9 protein-coding genes are annotated in these 14,678 nt (G+C 68.2%); 3 read left to right on the top strand and 6 right to left on the bottom strand.

Annotated features, from left to right (window positions below):
• Positions 1-540: 540 nt before the first annotated feature.
• Entirely contained in the window at positions 541-1,401 is an 861-nt protein-coding gene (locus HUA75_RS34120; RefSeq protein ID WP_174488757.1) for a neuromedin U, read from the bottom strand.
• 137 nt (positions 1,402-1,538) lie between these two features.
• Positions 1,539-2,867, bottom strand: a complete 1,329-nt coding sequence (locus HUA75_RS34125) for a DUF1254 domain-containing protein (protein WP_174488758.1) — start codon at positions 2,865-2,867, stop codon at positions 1,539-1,541.
• A gap of 302 nt (positions 2,868-3,169) precedes the next feature.
• Between HUA75_RS34125 and HUA75_RS34130 the strand changes: the two genes are divergently transcribed.
• Positions 3,170-5,047, top strand: coding sequence for a SulP family inorganic anion transporter (locus HUA75_RS34130; protein ID WP_174488759.1), 1,878 nt, complete (start codon positions 3,170-3,172; stop codon positions 5,045-5,047).
• 120 nt (positions 5,048-5,167) lie between these two features.
• Positions 5,168-8,077 carry a patatin-like phospholipase family protein gene (locus HUA75_RS34135; protein WP_174488760.1) on the top strand — a complete coding sequence of 970 codons (2,910 nt, stop codon included), beginning with the start codon at positions 5,168-5,170 and terminating at the stop codon, positions 8,075-8,077.
• 9 nt (positions 8,078-8,086) lie between these two features.
• Here the strand turns inward: HUA75_RS34135 and HUA75_RS34140 are convergent, their stop codons facing one another.
• The 4 genes from HUA75_RS34140 to aspD all read right to left on the bottom strand — a co-directional run bounded on the left by HUA75_RS34140 (position 8,087) and on the right by aspD (position 13,147).
• A complete protein-coding gene (locus HUA75_RS34140) occupies positions 8,087-8,977 on the bottom strand; it encodes a hypothetical protein (RefSeq protein ID WP_174488761.1) in 891 nt (296 codons plus the stop codon).
• A gap of 118 nt (positions 8,978-9,095) precedes the next feature.
• Positions 9,096-10,247, bottom strand: a complete 1,152-nt coding sequence (locus HUA75_RS34145; protein ID WP_174488762.1) for a hypothetical protein — start codon at positions 10,245-10,247, stop codon at positions 9,096-9,098.
• A gap of 33 nt (positions 10,248-10,280) precedes the next feature.
• Complete coding sequence (locus HUA75_RS34150) at positions 10,281-11,438, bottom strand: type II asparaginase (protein WP_174488763.1); 1,158 nt, start codon at positions 11,436-11,438, stop codon at positions 10,281-10,283.
• Positions 11,439-11,473: 35 nt separating this feature from the next.
• Positions 11,474-13,147 (bottom strand): aspartate 4-decarboxylase, encoded by a 1,674-nt coding sequence (gene aspD, locus HUA75_RS34155; protein WP_174488764.1) that lies wholly within the window; start codon positions 13,145-13,147, stop codon positions 11,474-11,476.
• A gap of 274 nt (positions 13,148-13,421) precedes the next feature.
• Between aspD and HUA75_RS34160 the strand changes: the two genes are divergently transcribed.
• Positions 13,422-14,456: a formylglycine-generating enzyme family protein gene (locus HUA75_RS34160; RefSeq protein ID WP_174488765.1), complete on the top strand. Its 1,035-nt coding sequence runs from the start codon at positions 13,422-13,424 to the stop codon at positions 14,454-14,456.
• Positions 14,457-14,678: the final 222 nt, after the last annotated feature.

A 14,678-nucleotide genomic window follows, 5' to 3' on the forward strand; every position in this document is an offset into this window, starting at 1 on the left:
TCCATCCAGGCGCCCTTCACGCTCCAGTACGACCAGACACCTGCGGTGCGGAACGACCGCCTATTTGTTGTGGACGAGAAGGATGCGCTCCACTCCACTTCGCTTGTTGGCCTGCCCGATTGGAGAGCCGAAAACACTCCGCAATGGCGGGACTCAGTTACCTATCGGGCGAATGGACAACGCCGGGTCCAACTGGTGGCGCTGCAGGAGCGGATGCTCGTCATCCTAGACCGAGGACTGACCCTCACGGCCCCCTTCCTGGCCGAGAATCGGTTGGGGGCTTGGACGCAGGCCTCGCGCCTCCATGGCCCCGATTGGGGGGGCGTTATTAGCGTGAGTGGCACTGGCCGTGTCTACTTCTTCGGGGGCGGGATTTCCAACCTCACAGCCCCTCGCTACGTGCGGGTCTGGTCCAGTGGACAAATGGTGCCCTGAGCAGCGCGTGGTCAAGTCCCGAACCCTGTGTCGTTGGCTCGGAGGGGTTCGGGAGAGGAAGAGTCTGGTGTTGATTTCAGCAGAGACATATTCCTCCGCTCGACGTCAGTGCTTCTTGTTCAGCGGGAACAGGAACGAGAGCTGGACGCGCAGCTGCCACTCGGCCGCGCCCGGCAGGTCGGGCCGAATGGCGTTGTAGTACGCCGACACAGAGCCATTCAGGGCCTGCTTGCCCACGGTGAAGACCTTGCCCGCCCCCAGGCCGAATGGAATGGTCCACTGCTCTCCCGAGGGCGCCTCCCAGTTCGCCGTGAGGATGGGCGCGGACGTCACATACCAACCCTTCGGAAGGTTGTAGCTGATGAAGTACTGGAGCAGCAGTTGGTTGACGGTCTCCCGCTCGTCGTCACCGAACACGGAGAACACGTTGTTCGCCAGCACTCCAATGGACCAGGGAGAGGGCTGAACCAGCGCCACCACGGACGGCCCGACACTCCACTTCCCCGTGCCCAGCGCATCCGCCGTCCCCGTCGGCAGCAGGAATGCCGGGCCGATCCCCCAGATGAAGAGGCCTGGCTTCTTCGGCGCCACGAAGAACGTGGCCGACGTGTCACCCAGACCGAACGTCCCCCCACTCCCCTCCGCCAGGTCCGGTTGATAGAGAATGGGCACGATGAGGCGCGCGATGACGTTGAAGTCGTGCGTCAGCGGCAACGGCACCACCGGCTGGATGTTGAGGGTGTTGCGCACCCGGTCTCCAGGGTCCACCCCCAGGTCCAGGTTGTTCTGGAGGGGCACGCTGATGAGCGAGGCCACCGGGTTCTGCACCGCCTTGGCCAGCTCCTGCTGATCCGCATCTCCTCCTGGCGGCGAGGGAGGCTGCTCCTCCGCGGACGAAAGCAGTGGGGCCGACAGCAGCAGCATCACGGCCAACGCCCCGCCTCGACCCGCCCTCGGTGCTCGCATGTGCCCCCGCTCCGTGCCAGGAATGGCACCGAAGGGGGTGTTCATCGGCGGGCGGCCCGGCAATGGAACCCTCCCCGCGGGGCATGCGCACTGCTTTGGACCGTGCGTTGGCAACCCTCGCCGGGAAGGCGACGCGCTCAGTCGCTCAGCGCATCGATCGCGGGCGGGACATACGCACCTCGCATCGCCGACTCGGTGGGGCCGTAGATGCGCAGGAGGACATAGAAGCGCCCATCGGGGATGGGCAGCCAGTTGGCCACGCGGTGGGGCTCGGGCGCCTCGTGCTGGAGGAAGAAGGAAATCGAGCCATCGCTCGACTTCTTCAAGTCACGAGACCTGTCCCCCATCGAGTACCGCTGGATGGGATTCTCCACCAGCATGCGAGTCTCACTGTCGTACGCCGTGAGCGACCAGAAGAACCGCGCGGGAGGCAGCGCGTCCGCGGTGAAGCGAAGCACGTACCGGCTCCGGCCTCCGTCCAGCAGGCGGTCCTCACCATCCAGGTGGGTGATGGGATAGACGGCCTCCTCGGCCGAATTCGCGTAGATGTAGTTCCAGGCGACGCGCGCCCGCAGCAGGTAGTCGTCGCCGAACGCGCCCACCTTCGGGTCGGGCAGCTCCCAGCCGCGATGAAGCACGGGGCGCTGCTGGATGGCGCGGCGTGCCTCCTTCACACCCTCCAGCATCGCGTCACGCACGGCCGGCGAGAGCGCCTGTGCATCCATGCGCGCCCCGGGCCGCACCCCGAGTCGCGCGAAGCGCGCCAGCAAGGGCTGCTCCGCATCCGCGAACCGGTGCCACTGCATCATGAAGTTGACGTACTCGAACGCCTTCAGCGACGCGTCCGCCTTGTCGTCGAAGTACGGAGGCCACGCCACTGCGGGCAGCTTCGGCGCCGCCTGCTTCGTGAGTTCATGGAGCGGCGTCAGCCGGAACCGCTGCTGGAGCGCGGCCGCCGTGGACAGGTCCTCGGGTCCACTGACGCCGATGCGCAGCAGCGCCGCCACGAATAGCGAGGGAGACCGGATGACGAGCGCGTCACGGAGCGAGTCCGGCAACACGCCGTCCCAGTCCGGTCCCGCGATGACGAAGCGCCGAGGGGCCGTCCCCGTGGCCCGCGTCCCGATGTACGGCAGATTGTTCGTCGTGATGTCGACCAGTTGGACGCAGAAGTAGCGTCCGCTCAGCTCGGGCGTGTCCAGCACCACGGGCTCGCCGCGCAGGTCCAGGTTCGCTTCCGAGTACAGCGTGTCGTTGTTCGCGGAGACGACGTCGCGGTCCTTCGGCGTGAACAGCCGAGCGAAGTGCAGGAAGCGGTTGGCCGGCCGGACCTGCGGTGAGTCCGGCAGGAAGCCCAGGGCGAACAGGCGGTAGTGCTCCACCAGGGGCAGGCCGAAGACATAAGCGTCGCGCGCGAGGTCCTGGATCTCCTGGGGCGTCAGTCCCGATGTTGATGACTCCAACATGATGGCACCTCTCCTGGCGTGACGAGGACAGCGCCCTCGCCCGCGCGACTGGCTCACGTCCGGCAACCTGGGCCGAGGCTGATTCGCACGCAACAGTCCAAGAGGACCGGTGGCAAGGCGCCCGCTGCGGACGACTGGTCCAGCCCCACCCGCCCCGAATCGCAAGGCTTGCTCGTCCCCTCGCCCGGCCTCGAAGGACAGGACTGTCGACCTCATCGGGTCCTTCGATTTCCCCCGCCTCGATTGTCAGGCCCCCAGACGCTCAGCAACGTGTGCGGGACACGACAGCCGGAGCGCCACGCATGCCGGAGAGCCATCATCCCCACAGCGCCGCAGCCCACTCCGTCGCACGCTTCCTGCCATTCCTATCCTGGCTTCCCAAGTGGCGGCCGAGCTCGCTCAAGCGGGACGTCGCGGCGGCGCTGACCATCACCGCGCTCCAGATTCCAGAGGCCATGGCCTACGCGGAGCTCGCGGGAGTGCCACCGCAGGCGGCCTTCTACGCGGGCCCCGTGGCCTTGGTGCTCTATGCCCTGCTGGGCACGTCACGCCAGCTCGTGGTCGCCATCTCCGCCACCGTCGCCGTGCTCTCCGCGTCCACGGTGGCCGCGCTCGCGCCTTCCGGTACGCCCCGCTTCATCGCGCTCACCGCCGCGCTGGCCATGCTCGCGGGCCTCATCTCCATCCTCGCCGGCGTGCTGAAGCTCGGGCGAATCGCGCAGTTCTTCTCGGAGTCGGTCCTCACCGGCTTCGTCTTCGGTCTCGCCCTGGTCATCGCCATCAAACAGGTGCCCAAGCTGCTCGGCCTCGAAGCCGCGAGCGGCAACTTCTTCGAGCGGCTGTGGAACCTGGTGACCCACCTGGGCCAGACACACCCGCTCACGCTCGTCGTCGGCGTGGCGAGCCTCGCGGTGTTGGTCCTCCTGGGCAAGCTGCTGCCGCGCCTGCCCGCGTCCCTCGTCGTGCTGGTGCTCGGCACCGTGGTCGTCGGGGTGCTCGGCCTTCAAGGGCGGGGCGTGAAGGTGGTGGGCGACATTCCCTCCGGCCTTTCGGGCCCCTCCATTCCAGACGTGGGCCTGGGAGACCTCTTGAAGCTGATGCCCGGTGCGTTCGGCATCGCGCTGGTGGCGTTCGCGGAGGCCATTGGACCCGCCCGGGTGCTCGCGTCGAAGCACCGCTATGAAATAGACCCGAACCAGGAGCTCATCGGCCTGGGCGCGGCGAACCTGGGCGCTGGCCTCTTCCGCGGTCTGTCCGTGGGATGCAGCCTGTCCAAGTCCGCCGCCAATGACGCGGCGGGGGCTCGCACGCAGATGTCCAGCCTGCTCGCGGCCGCCATCCTCGCGCTGGTGGCGCTCTTCTTCACGCCGCTGTTCCGCACGCTGCCGGAGGCCACCCTGGCCGCCATCGTCGTGCTGGCCACCGTGGGGATGATGGACGTCAAGGAGATGCGCCGCCTCTTCAAGCTGCGCCGCACGGACTTCTTCCTCGCGGCGGGTGCGCTCCTCAGCGTGCTCGTGCTCGAGGTGCTGCCGGGCCTGCTGGTCTCCGTGGGCCTCTCCGTGGCGCTCCTCGTCTGGCGCGCCAGCCAGCCCCGCGTCAGCGAGCTGGGACGCGCGCCGGGCACGCTGGACTTCGCGGACGTGCGGCGTGATCCCGCCCCGCTCACAGTGCCCGGGCTGCTGATGATTCGCCCCAACGAGGGCATCTTCTTCGCCAACGCCACGTCCCTCCGGGACGCCATCATCGGCCGGGTGGACAGCGCGACCTCGCCCGTTCACGCCGTGCTGCTGGACCTGGAAGTCACCGCGGACCTCGACGTGCCCGGCGCGGACATGCTCGCCGCGCTGAAGGAATCACTCGAGCACCGCGAAATCACGCTGATGCTCTCCCGCGTGCTCGGGCCCACCCAGCGCATGCTGGACCGGACCGGCGTGACGGAGCACATCGGCGCGAAGAACATCCACCCGCAGACCTTGAACGGCGTCGTGGAGTACCTGTCACATCGGACCCACCACGCGAAGGCCGAGTGGTCGCTCGTGCGAGACGGCCTCCACCGGTTGAATGCCCTGGTGGAAGAGGCCATCCCCGCAGCCGAGGAAGACGGCGACCGGCGACGGCTGGAAGCGCTGCGCCAGAAGCTGGCTCGGATTGACGACGGCTCATCGTCACGCGAGTAGTCGCCCGCCCTCCTCACGGCCGCCCCCTGGGACGCATTCCCAGACGCAACGGTGATATTCTGGACAGGTCGTACTAGCCAGAACTCATCGGACGGCCCGGCCTGTCCACCGAGGGGGCCCATGAGCAAGCGACGCCCGAGCCAGCGCAGTCAAAACGCGATGAAGCAACGAGCCGGGGCCGCCCTGCCCTCGGGCGCCGCCGCCGGAACCAACGACGTCATGCTCACGGTGCCGGGCGTGACGCGAGACGCACCGCGCGCCCCCGCGTGGGTCACCTATCTCGAGAAGCGGCTCGCGACGGTCATCGCGCTGCTGGCGGCGGGCCTCGCGCTGACCAACCTGCCGCAGGTCCACAACATCGTGCTCCAGTTGCCGGGCATGGCGTCGCTGCGGGCGGGCGGCTCCGCGCTGATGGCCGTCACGTTCTGGGCGTATGTCGTGCTGCTCGGCGCCTTCTTCTTCCTGAGCGCGATGTGGGTCTTCGTTCCGCGCGAGGGCTTTCCCCGGTGGATGGAGCACCGGAACCTCGTCAGCCGGGCCACGCTCGCGCTGTGTCGGAGGCTGGTGGCGTGGGCCCGCTTCCCCCTGGCGTTCCCCGCCCCGGAGCGCCGGACGCCGCGAGCCCTGCTGTACGGCGGCTTCGTCGTGGCGGGCCTCGCGCTGGGACTCGTGGGTTTTCTGGGGCTGCTGCCCGCGCCGTGGAAGGCACGTGACTCGGGGCCGGGCCTCGTGGCCGCGCTCACGGTGGCGGTGGGCCTGCTCGGGCTGCTCGGCCCGAGGCTCCTCGCGTGGAGGCCCTCGCTGCGCGTCCTGGCGGAGGTCGTCACGCGGGGACTGGTGATGTCGCTGGGCTCGTACTTCCTGGCGGAGCTGCTCTGGGGCTTCTTCATCCCGACGATTCCCGAGGCCAGCTTCCGGCTCTACACCATCTGGGCCATCTACCATCTGCTCTTCGTGATTCTGTGCGCGGCGCGCGCGCTCGACCTGGTGGAGAACGTGGTCCAACGCGCCGTGCTCGCCCTCGCGCTGCTGGGCTCCGGAGTCGTCATCGTGGGGCTGCTGGACCGGCAGGAATCCCTCCAGTCCCTGCCCCTGGCCGAAGGCAAGTCCCTGAGTGAGGACGCCCTCTTCACCCGGTGGGTCGACACGGCGAATCGAAGACTCGACTTGATGTGCGACGGCCCCGTGGTCTTCGTCTCCGCCGCGGGTGGCGGCTCGCGAGCGGCCATCTTCGCCATGCTCACGCTGGAGAGCCTGAGCCGGATGCAGGTGAAGGCCCCCGACGCCACCACGGAGCGCTGCCGCGCGCAGTCGCTGGCCGACCATGTCCTCTTCATCAGCAGCGTCTCCGGTGGCAGCGTCGCCAGCGCGCACTTCTCCCACCGATTGGCCGCGGGCACCCTGGGGGTGACCGTTCCCGCGGACGTTCCGCTCAAGCACGCGCCTCGCGAGGAGCTCGCCTCCCACCTGATGGACGGGGCGTGTGGCCTGAAGGCGGAGCGACTGTGGCCGCTGAGCAGCGACACCCTGGATGACATGTTCGTGGACTTCAACGCGCCCCTGCTGCGCGGCGTGGTGATGCCAGGGGTGAGCCGTGGCGGAGGGCTTGCGTCCTTCTGGTCGGACTACCTGGGCTGGCCCGCGAGCCTCCCCGACGACGGAAGTGTCCCCCTGCTCTTCATCAACACGGCCAGCGCTCGGACCGGAGGCCGCATCGTCACGGGCAAGCCGCCCCTGCCCGGCCGCCTGGTGAGTGACGGAACCCAGCCGGAGGCCCAGGCGCGCTCCACGAGCGAGCTGACGACGACGGGAGACATCGCGCTCGCCGACGCGGTCCGTGCCTCCGCGAACTTCCCCTTCGTCGTCGACCTTCCCGAGGTCGTCGACGCCCAGGAACACCGCGAGCCGCTCATCGACGGCGGCGTCTTCGACAACACCGGGCTGGACACCTTCGTCCTGCTGCTGCGGGGCCTCACCGACACGGAGCGCTGGAAGACGAACCCCGCAGCGCGGGCCGCCATCGACCAGCTCTTCACGCAGCTCACGGACCGCGGCGTCCTCTTCGTGGAGATCGACTCGGGCGCGAAGCCGCCGTCGCTGGACGAGCGCGAGGCCTCCGTGGATGCCATCGGCACCCCACTCTCCGCCCTCTCGCGCGCAAGCCATGCCTTCGCGCGTGACATGGCCGACTACCAGAAGGCGGAGATAGGTCGCCTCCTCGCGAGCAAGCAGGTGCCCATGATGCAGACCCGCTACAACTACGGGGACGTGCAGCTGTCGGAGGACGCGAGCAAGGCGCAGCGCGAGTGCGTGGAGGAGAACCAGGACGAGGTGATGACGGCCTGGGCCCTGGGGCCCAAGGACAAGGGGCGCCTGCTGGGCCAGTTCCTCTGGCAGGAAGAGAGCGCGAGCAACCTCATCGCCAGCCACATCAAGAACCTCCGGGGCGCGGCCCAGACGCAGCGCACCGTCGCGAGCGGGGCCATCCAGGACCCTGTCGCCATCCACGCCCATCCGTTGATGGAGAAGCTGAAGGACCCGCTCGCGAGGAAGCTCGCCGCGGAGATCACCCGACAGCTCGTCGAGGACCAGGTCTCCCTGCAGCGACAAGGCACCGCTCGCCTCTACAATCCCGACGCCCCGGCCGTGCAGGTCTTCTCCCAGGTCGACGCGAGCACACCGGACCTCGCCACGAGCCTGGGGGATGGGCGCAAGGACGCGTGGGTCTACCTGGGCCAGTACCTGCCCGGCTCCAACACGTGGCGCACCTGCTTCTACTGCAAGCCCTCCCAGACGGAGTGGTCCTTGTCGCCGCAGCAGTTCGTGGGCAGCACGCTGGAGAGCACCGTCCCCTCGCTCCTGAGGGACGAGCCCGCGACGGGAGAGCCGGCGGCGTACGGCAAGCCCCTGGGCGCCCTCGGCGTCGGGCAGCACGTCACCGTCAAGGAGGTCCAGGACTGGGGCAACCTGGGCTTCATCTGGGCGAAGGTGAGCATCAACCCCAAGGACTCCGCCCGGCTCAAGCGCTGAAGGGACACTTCAGGCGGGGACGCCGCCCGGGGGCACGCGCCGCGAAGACTCCGTGTCTCGCTGTCGCTTCACCCAGAACTTGTAGGGCGTCAGCGAGAGCAGGCGGATGACGATGTAGGCCCCCACCACGCCCGCGACCTCCAGGGCCCGGTAGTTCGGATAGCTCTGGATGATGATGGTCATCGCCAGCACCGGGTGCGCGAAAGCCGTGGCCAGGGCCACCGCCTTGCGGTCCTCCAGCCGGGGTCCCCCGGCCCAGTGTCCGAGCACGATGGAGATGGAGACGAGCACCACCAGCGCGAGGATGGCGAGCCACGCGATGTGGATGAGCCGGGGTCCGACGATGAAGAGCAGGACCACGGCCACGCAGAGCAACAGCACGCTGAACACCCGGCTGCACCACGGAGCCAGGGCCTTGGCCACGTTCGGAGCGTAGTGCCGCACGGCGATGCCCACCGCGAGCGGCGGGAGGATCTTCACGGCCAGCAGGCGGAACACCAGCTCCGGGTTCGCCTTGAACTCGACGCCGAGCAGGCGGTCCACGCCCAGGACCCACGCGGGCACCGTGATGAGCGCGAACACGCTGAGCAGGAGCAGCAGGTTGATGGACGTGGAGGGATTCGCGCCCAGGGCCTTCGCCTGATTCACCTGCAGCGGCGCGCCTGGACAGACCGCCATCAACAGGATGGCGCTGGCCACCACCGTCGGAAGTCGGAAGACCTCCACCACCGCCAGGGCGACGAGGGGCACGAGCAGCAGCACCACCAGCAGGGAGCGCACGTAGAGCGCGGGGCGCTCCAGGACGTGTCGAATCTCTCCGGGGCGACGCGCCAGTCCCTCGGTGAACATGAAGAGGGTCACGATGTTGCCCAGCACGAATGCGACCACGGACCTGAGCATGCTCGCCTCCTCTGCGGGCGGCGCGTGACTGGGCCCCCGCACAGGTATCTCCACCCCTGCCCCGTCGAGGGAGTCCACGGCACCCGGGCTTCCATGCGCCCGTTTCGCCCACCCGCGCTCAGGTCACGCTCTGCCGGAGCTGGTTCACCACCGTGAGGAACTGGCGGTCCAACACCAACAGGATGGCGAGCGGCGCCACGGCCGCCGTCGCCACCGCGAAGAGCGAGCGTTGGTCCCACGGCAACAGCTTCATCCTCCGGGCGACCATGAAGGACGACCCCAGGTCCGCCAGGGAGGAGAAGTCCGGGGCCCCCAGCGGGTCCTCGTCCGGCTTCCGGCGGAACCACCTGTCCTCGAACTCTCTCGAGTGGTGCGCGGCGACCGCGGAGAACCACGGGTCTCCCTGGCGCTTGGCGCGCACGAGCTGATGGGAGAAGAACCCCAGGGGCGCGAACACGCAGATGATTGCCAGGACGGCGAAGAGGACCTGCGGCATGACGTAGTCCAGGGGGGCCTCGGTGATGGCGGCGGCATTCGTCCGGTACGAATACGCGGCGACAGCCACAGCCACCGCGAAGACCACCGGCGCGAAGCTGGCCTGGCAGATGGCGAGGAACCCCAACCCGCCCGACAGGTCCGGGTGGGTGGGAACCAGCCGGAGCCGGAGGCGGGAGACGCGAAGGAGGAAGACGCCCCAGACGACGGCGCGCCACGCCCACCGGAATGCGAGGAAGCGCACCAGGGGCTGGCTCACGCACTGGTACCACCCTCCCGCCAGGGACGGTCGGGGCGCCGGGTCCGACACGAAGAACCACTCCCGCGCCGGGTCTGGAGTGGAGACGAGCGCGAGCGCGATGACGATGCCGAGCAACACCAGCTCGACGACCGGAGCGTCGCGCCAGTGAGTCAGGGATCGAGCCATGGCGTCGTACGAGGCTCGGTCCTTCTCCTCCACCAGATTCGCGCGGAGGAACTGACGCGCCGCCACCCCGACCCTGCCGTCGATATAGGGATCCACCGCCGCGAACACGGGCAGCGACAACAGCAGCTCCGCATGCACCTGGAGTTCAGAGAACAAGAGGCGCGTGGATCCCAGCCCTTCGAGCAGCGAGAGCAGCACCAGGGGCGCCCAGCTCACCAGCGTGATGACGAGCGCGGCCCGAACGGCGCTGAAGCCAGGCGGCCTGATGATTCGCAGGCCGCGCTCCAGTTCGAAGAACAGCCCGCCCCTCACCAGGGAGAAGTCGGGAAGTGTGTGGGAGTCGGCCATGATGAATGGGGCCGGAGGCTCAATCCCCGGTCCTCAGTACTCCTCGAACATCCGCTGCACCTTGGTCGGGTCCTTCGTCTCCAGCAGGGCCAGCTGCAGCAGCACGCGCGACTTCGCCGGGTTCAGCTCTCCGGAGGCCACGAAGCCCTTCTGGTCGTCGTTGATTTCATTGTTGCGGAGGACGAGTCCGCTGGGCAGCCGCGTGCTGCGCACCACCACCAGGCCCCTCTTCACGTGCTTGGCCAGCGTGTCGAGCGCCGGCTGGGTCATGTTCCCATCCCCCACGCCCGCGATGACCAGCCCCTTGGCTCCGTTCTTCACGGCGGAGTCGATGAGGTCCGGGCTCATGTTGGCGTGGGCGTAGAGGATGTCGACGCGGGGGAGCGTGTCCTTGCCGGTGACGGAGAACTCGGAGTCGACGGTGTGCTTCTTGTCCATCCTCTCGAACCAGTGGACGTCACCGGTGTTGACGACCCCCGCGGGGCCCCGGTTCGGGCTGCGGAAGGTCTCCACGTTGGTGGTGTTCGTCTTGGTGACGTTGCGAGCGGTATGGATTTCGTCGTTGATGACAATCAGCACCCCGCGCCCCTTCGCCTCCGGGGACGCGGCCACCGACACCGCGTTGTAGAGGTTGCCCGGCCCGTCCGCGCTGATGGCGGTGGCCGGACGCATGGAGCCCACGAGCACCACGGGCTTGTCGCTCTTGACGACCAGGTCCAGGAAGTACGCCGTCTCCTCCAGCGTGTCGGTGCCGTGCGTGACGACGACGGCGTCCACGTCCGGCGACGCGAGCAGCTCGTTGGTGCGCTTCGCCAGCTTCAGCCACACCGAGTCGTTCATGTCCTGGCTGCCGATGTTCGCCACCTGCTCACCCGTCAGCTTCGCCACCTTGTCCAGGTTGGGGACGGCCTTGATGAGGTCCTCGACCTTGAAGGCTCCGGACTTGTAGCCATACCCCTGCGGATTGGACTGCGCCCCGGCGATGGTGCCGCCGGTGGCGAGGATGCGCACGGACGCCAGGTCCTCGGAGGCCTTCCCTGGCGCCGCCTGGGCACCGCTCGAGCCCGACGTACTCTGCGACTCGCTGGAGTTCGTCGGCGGCCGCCCCTCCTGCGCGGCGATTCCCGCGCCTGTCAGCAGCAAGCCCAGCGCGGCCAGCAGCCCTCGCACCGTGTTCTTGGAACCGTTCATGGTGGACCTCGATTGGGGGTTGGCGTCACGGAAGCTCAGGAGTCCAGGCGGGTGCCCTTCCACTCCTGGATGGCGCGGATGACGATGTCCTTGAGGCTCTGGCCAATGCGCGGATAGTCGTCGTCATCCAGGTTCGCGAGCGACACGCGCGCCGACCACTCCGGCCCCTCGAAGCCGCTGCCGTTGAGCAGCACCACGCCGTGCCGGCGCGCCAGGGCGAGCACGATGTCGAGCGGATCGTGCCGCGACTCCGCGTACTCGACGAAGGCCGGACCCACGTGCTTGCGCGCCCACACGTCCAGGTCGAGCGTCTGGTAGTACGCCGTGCGCAGCGGATCGTCGGGCAGGTCGATGTCCAGCCCCTGATACAGCGCCGCGAGCCTGTCCCGGCAGATCTTCCGACAGCGCTTCTTGTACGTGTCGTCCTTGTCCAGCAAGGCGAACAGCGAGAAGAGCGACATCTGGAGCTGCTGCGGCAGGGACAGTCCCGCGGTGTGGTTCAGCGCGACGGCACGACTGTCGGCCACCATCCGGTCGATGAACTTCAGGCGCTCCGGTTCCAGCAAGATGGAGCCATACCGCTCGTTGAGCATCTCCCGCTGGGCCTCGGGCAGCCGGGCGATCATCGCGTCGACGATGTTGTCCTCGTGGAGCGCGACGACCCCCAGGCGCCACCCCGTGCAGCCGAAGTGCTTGGAGTAGGAGTAGACCAGGAGCGTGTTGTGCGGCAGCTCCGCCGCCAGGGAGCGGAAGCCCTCGACGAAGGTGCCGTACACGTCGTCGGTGAGGATCAGCAGGTCGGGCCGCTTCTTCCGGACCAGGTCCACGAGCAGGTCCATCGACTCACGCCGCATGGCCGTCGCACCGGGGTTGCCCGGATGCACGACGAAGAACGCCTTGATGCGCGGATCCTCCAGCTTGCGCAGCTCCGAATCCGGGTACTGCCACGCGTGGCGGCCTTCCTCCGTCATCGCGCTCTGGCGGATGTCCACCGTGCGCAGGCCGAACTCCTCCAGGCGCGGAATCTCCAGGTAGGGCGTGAAGATGGGCGTGCCCAGGGCAATGGTGTCGCCCTTCTGGAGCAGGCCGTTCACCATCAGCGACCGGAAGATGTACGTCATGGCCGCGGTGCCGCCCTCGACGGCGAACAGGTCGAACCGCCCTGGCGGCGGACGGCTGTCACACATCTCCTTGGCCAGGTAGGCCCTCACGATGTGCTCGCAGTGGACGAGCATCCGGTCCGGCACCGGATAGTTGTCGCCGATGGCCGCGTCGGTCAGCTCCCAGACGAACTTGTCCGCATCGAAGCCCAGCGTGGAGACGCCGTAGTCGAGCGCGTCGCGCAAGAGCCGGATGCCAGCGCTGTCCTCGCTCTCGTCGAGGAACTTCCGCAGCCGCGCGGCGATGCCCGGGGACTTCGGCATGCCGGCGAGCCCCACGTCCGGCTCGTTCCACGTGCGGCGGGACTCGTGCAGCGCGAACTGCCCCATCAGGAAGAACGCCTCGCGGGGCGTGGTGGCAATCCAGTTGGGGTTGCCGCGGCCCGCGTTGAGCATCACCGCCGCTCGCGTCTTCGCGGATTCATCCGCCAGCTCGATGAGCGTGTCCTTCAGCTCGAACGGACTGAGCTTGCGGAGCTCTTGCGTGTCGGGGGTATCCGCGTCCCGTGGGGCGCCCGTCTGCGTCTCGGTCGTCGTCTCCGTGCTCATATCCGTCTCGCTCCTGCGACGCCCCACCGGCTGGGGTGCTGTCGGTTCGGGTCGAACCACGTTGGCGAGAGGACTTTGTCCACGCGTGTACAGGCCGCCAATCCACGCGAGGACTCGCGCCGGGCGCTCGCAGGTCCGGGTGCTCGACCGCGGCCGCACGTCGCGAGCCCCGCCCTGGAGGGCCGGCTTGTCGTCCGGAACGGCGCCCCCCAGCTTGCCCCAAGGGGACCGGACACGTTCCCACCTGGCGGGGTTTCAAGGAGCGAGGCGACGAATGAGCGGCACGGAGGTCGTTGGTGAAGCCACGCCCCTGGAGGCGCGCGTCTCGCGCGACGGCAACGAGGTCGACACGGATGCGGCGCCCGGAGACGCACCGTTCCCGGGCATGGCGTGGATCCCCGGTGGCACGTACTGGATGGGCTCGGACCACCACTATCCGGAGGAGCGGCCCGCGCATCAGGTGACGGTGAGCGGCTTCTGGATGGACCGCCACACGGTGACGAACGCCGACTTCGCGCGCTTCGTGGAGGCAACGGGTTACGTCACCGTGGCCGAGCGTCCGCTGAATCCGGACGACTTCCCGGGCGCGGCCCCGGAGCTGCTCGTGCCCGGCTCGCTCGTGTTTCGCAAGGCGGCCCAACGCGTGGACCTGAAGGACCTGTCCCTGTGGTGGGCCTATACCCCCGGCGCCTGCTGGAAGCTGCCGGAGGGACACGGCAGCACCTGGAAGGGCCGCGAGTCGCATCCCGTGCTCCACGTCGCCTACGAGGACGCGGAGGCCTATGCCGCCTGGGTCGGAAAGGCCCTGCCCAGCGAAGCGGAGTGGGAGCGCGCGGCCCGCGCGGGCCTGGACCGCAAGGTCTACGTCTGGGGCGACGAGTTCTCCCCTGGAGGCCAGCACATGGCCAACATCTGGCAGGGAGAGTTCCCCTGGCAAAACCTGAACACCGATGGGTTCGAGGGGACCTCGCCAGTGGGGACATTCCCGCCCAACGGGTATGGCCTGTTCGACATGGCGGGCAACGTCTGGGAGTGGACCACGGACTGGTTCCAGGAGCGGCACCAGGGCAACGGGGGCAAGGCGTGCTGCATCCCCGTCAATCCACGGGGCCCTCCGTCGAGCGGCAAGAGCCTGGACCCCTGCACGCCACAGGTGAAGATTCCGCGCCGCGTCCTCAAGGGCGGAAGCCACCTGTGCGCGTCCAACTACTGCTTGCGCTACCGACCCGCCGCACGTTCTCCGCAAGCCGTGGACAGTGGAACCACACACATCGGATTCCGATGTCTCGTCCGTGTTCCAGAAAAGTGACGCATCCTCGGAAACCACGAGCCGTTGGATGGAACCGCGGCAAACACGCCAGTTTCCGCCGGTTTGGGCACCCCCTGGTCGCGAACATGAAAGCCCTGCTAGTTTGCGCTCCCACTACAGACCTGTGTTATCAGCAGGCCCTGTTTCGCTCGCCAACTGCTGAAACAGTGAATCAGCCCAGGGGTATTACGAGTGAAGAGCGACGCGACACGGACACTGTTG

The organism is Myxococcus sp. CA040A, from assembly GCF_013336725.1.
Classification (GTDB): Bacteria; Myxococcota; Myxococcia; order Myxococcales; family Myxococcaceae; genus Myxococcus; species Myxococcus llanfairpwllgwyngyllgogerychwyrndrobwllllantysiliogogogochensis.

Bases quoted from the DNA above. Each gene is read 5' to 3' on its own strand.
- aspD (WP_174488764.1), bottom strand. From the start codon at position 13,147: ATGAGCACGGAGACGACGACCGAGACGCAGACGGGCGCCCCACGGGAC.
- HUA75_RS34135 (WP_174488760.1), top strand. From the start codon at position 5,168: ATGAGCAAGCGACGCCCGAGCCAGCGCAGTCAAAACGCGATGAAGCAA.
- HUA75_RS34150 (WP_174488763.1), bottom strand. From the start codon at position 11,438: ATGAACGGTTCCAAGAACACGGTGCGAGGGCTGCTGGCCGCGCTGGGC.
- HUA75_RS34125 (WP_174488758.1), bottom strand. From the start codon at position 2,867: ATGTTGGAGTCATCAACATCGGGACTGACGCCCCAGGAGATCCAGGAC.
- HUA75_RS34120 (WP_174488757.1), bottom strand. From the start codon at position 1,401: ATGCGAGCACCGAGGGCGGGTCGAGGCGGGGCGTTGGCCGTGATGCTG.
- HUA75_RS34145 (WP_174488762.1), bottom strand. From the start codon at position 10,247: ATGGCCGACTCCCACACACTTCCCGACTTCTCCCTGGTGAGGGGCGGG.
- HUA75_RS34130 (WP_174488759.1), top strand. From the start codon at position 3,170: ATGCCGGAGAGCCATCATCCCCACAGCGCCGCAGCCCACTCCGTCGCA.
- HUA75_RS34160 (WP_174488765.1), top strand. From the start codon at position 13,422: ATGAGCGGCACGGAGGTCGTTGGTGAAGCCACGCCCCTGGAGGCGCGC.
- HUA75_RS34140 (WP_174488761.1), bottom strand. From the start codon at position 8,977: ATGCTCAGGTCCGTGGTCGCATTCGTGCTGGGCAACATCGTGACCCTC.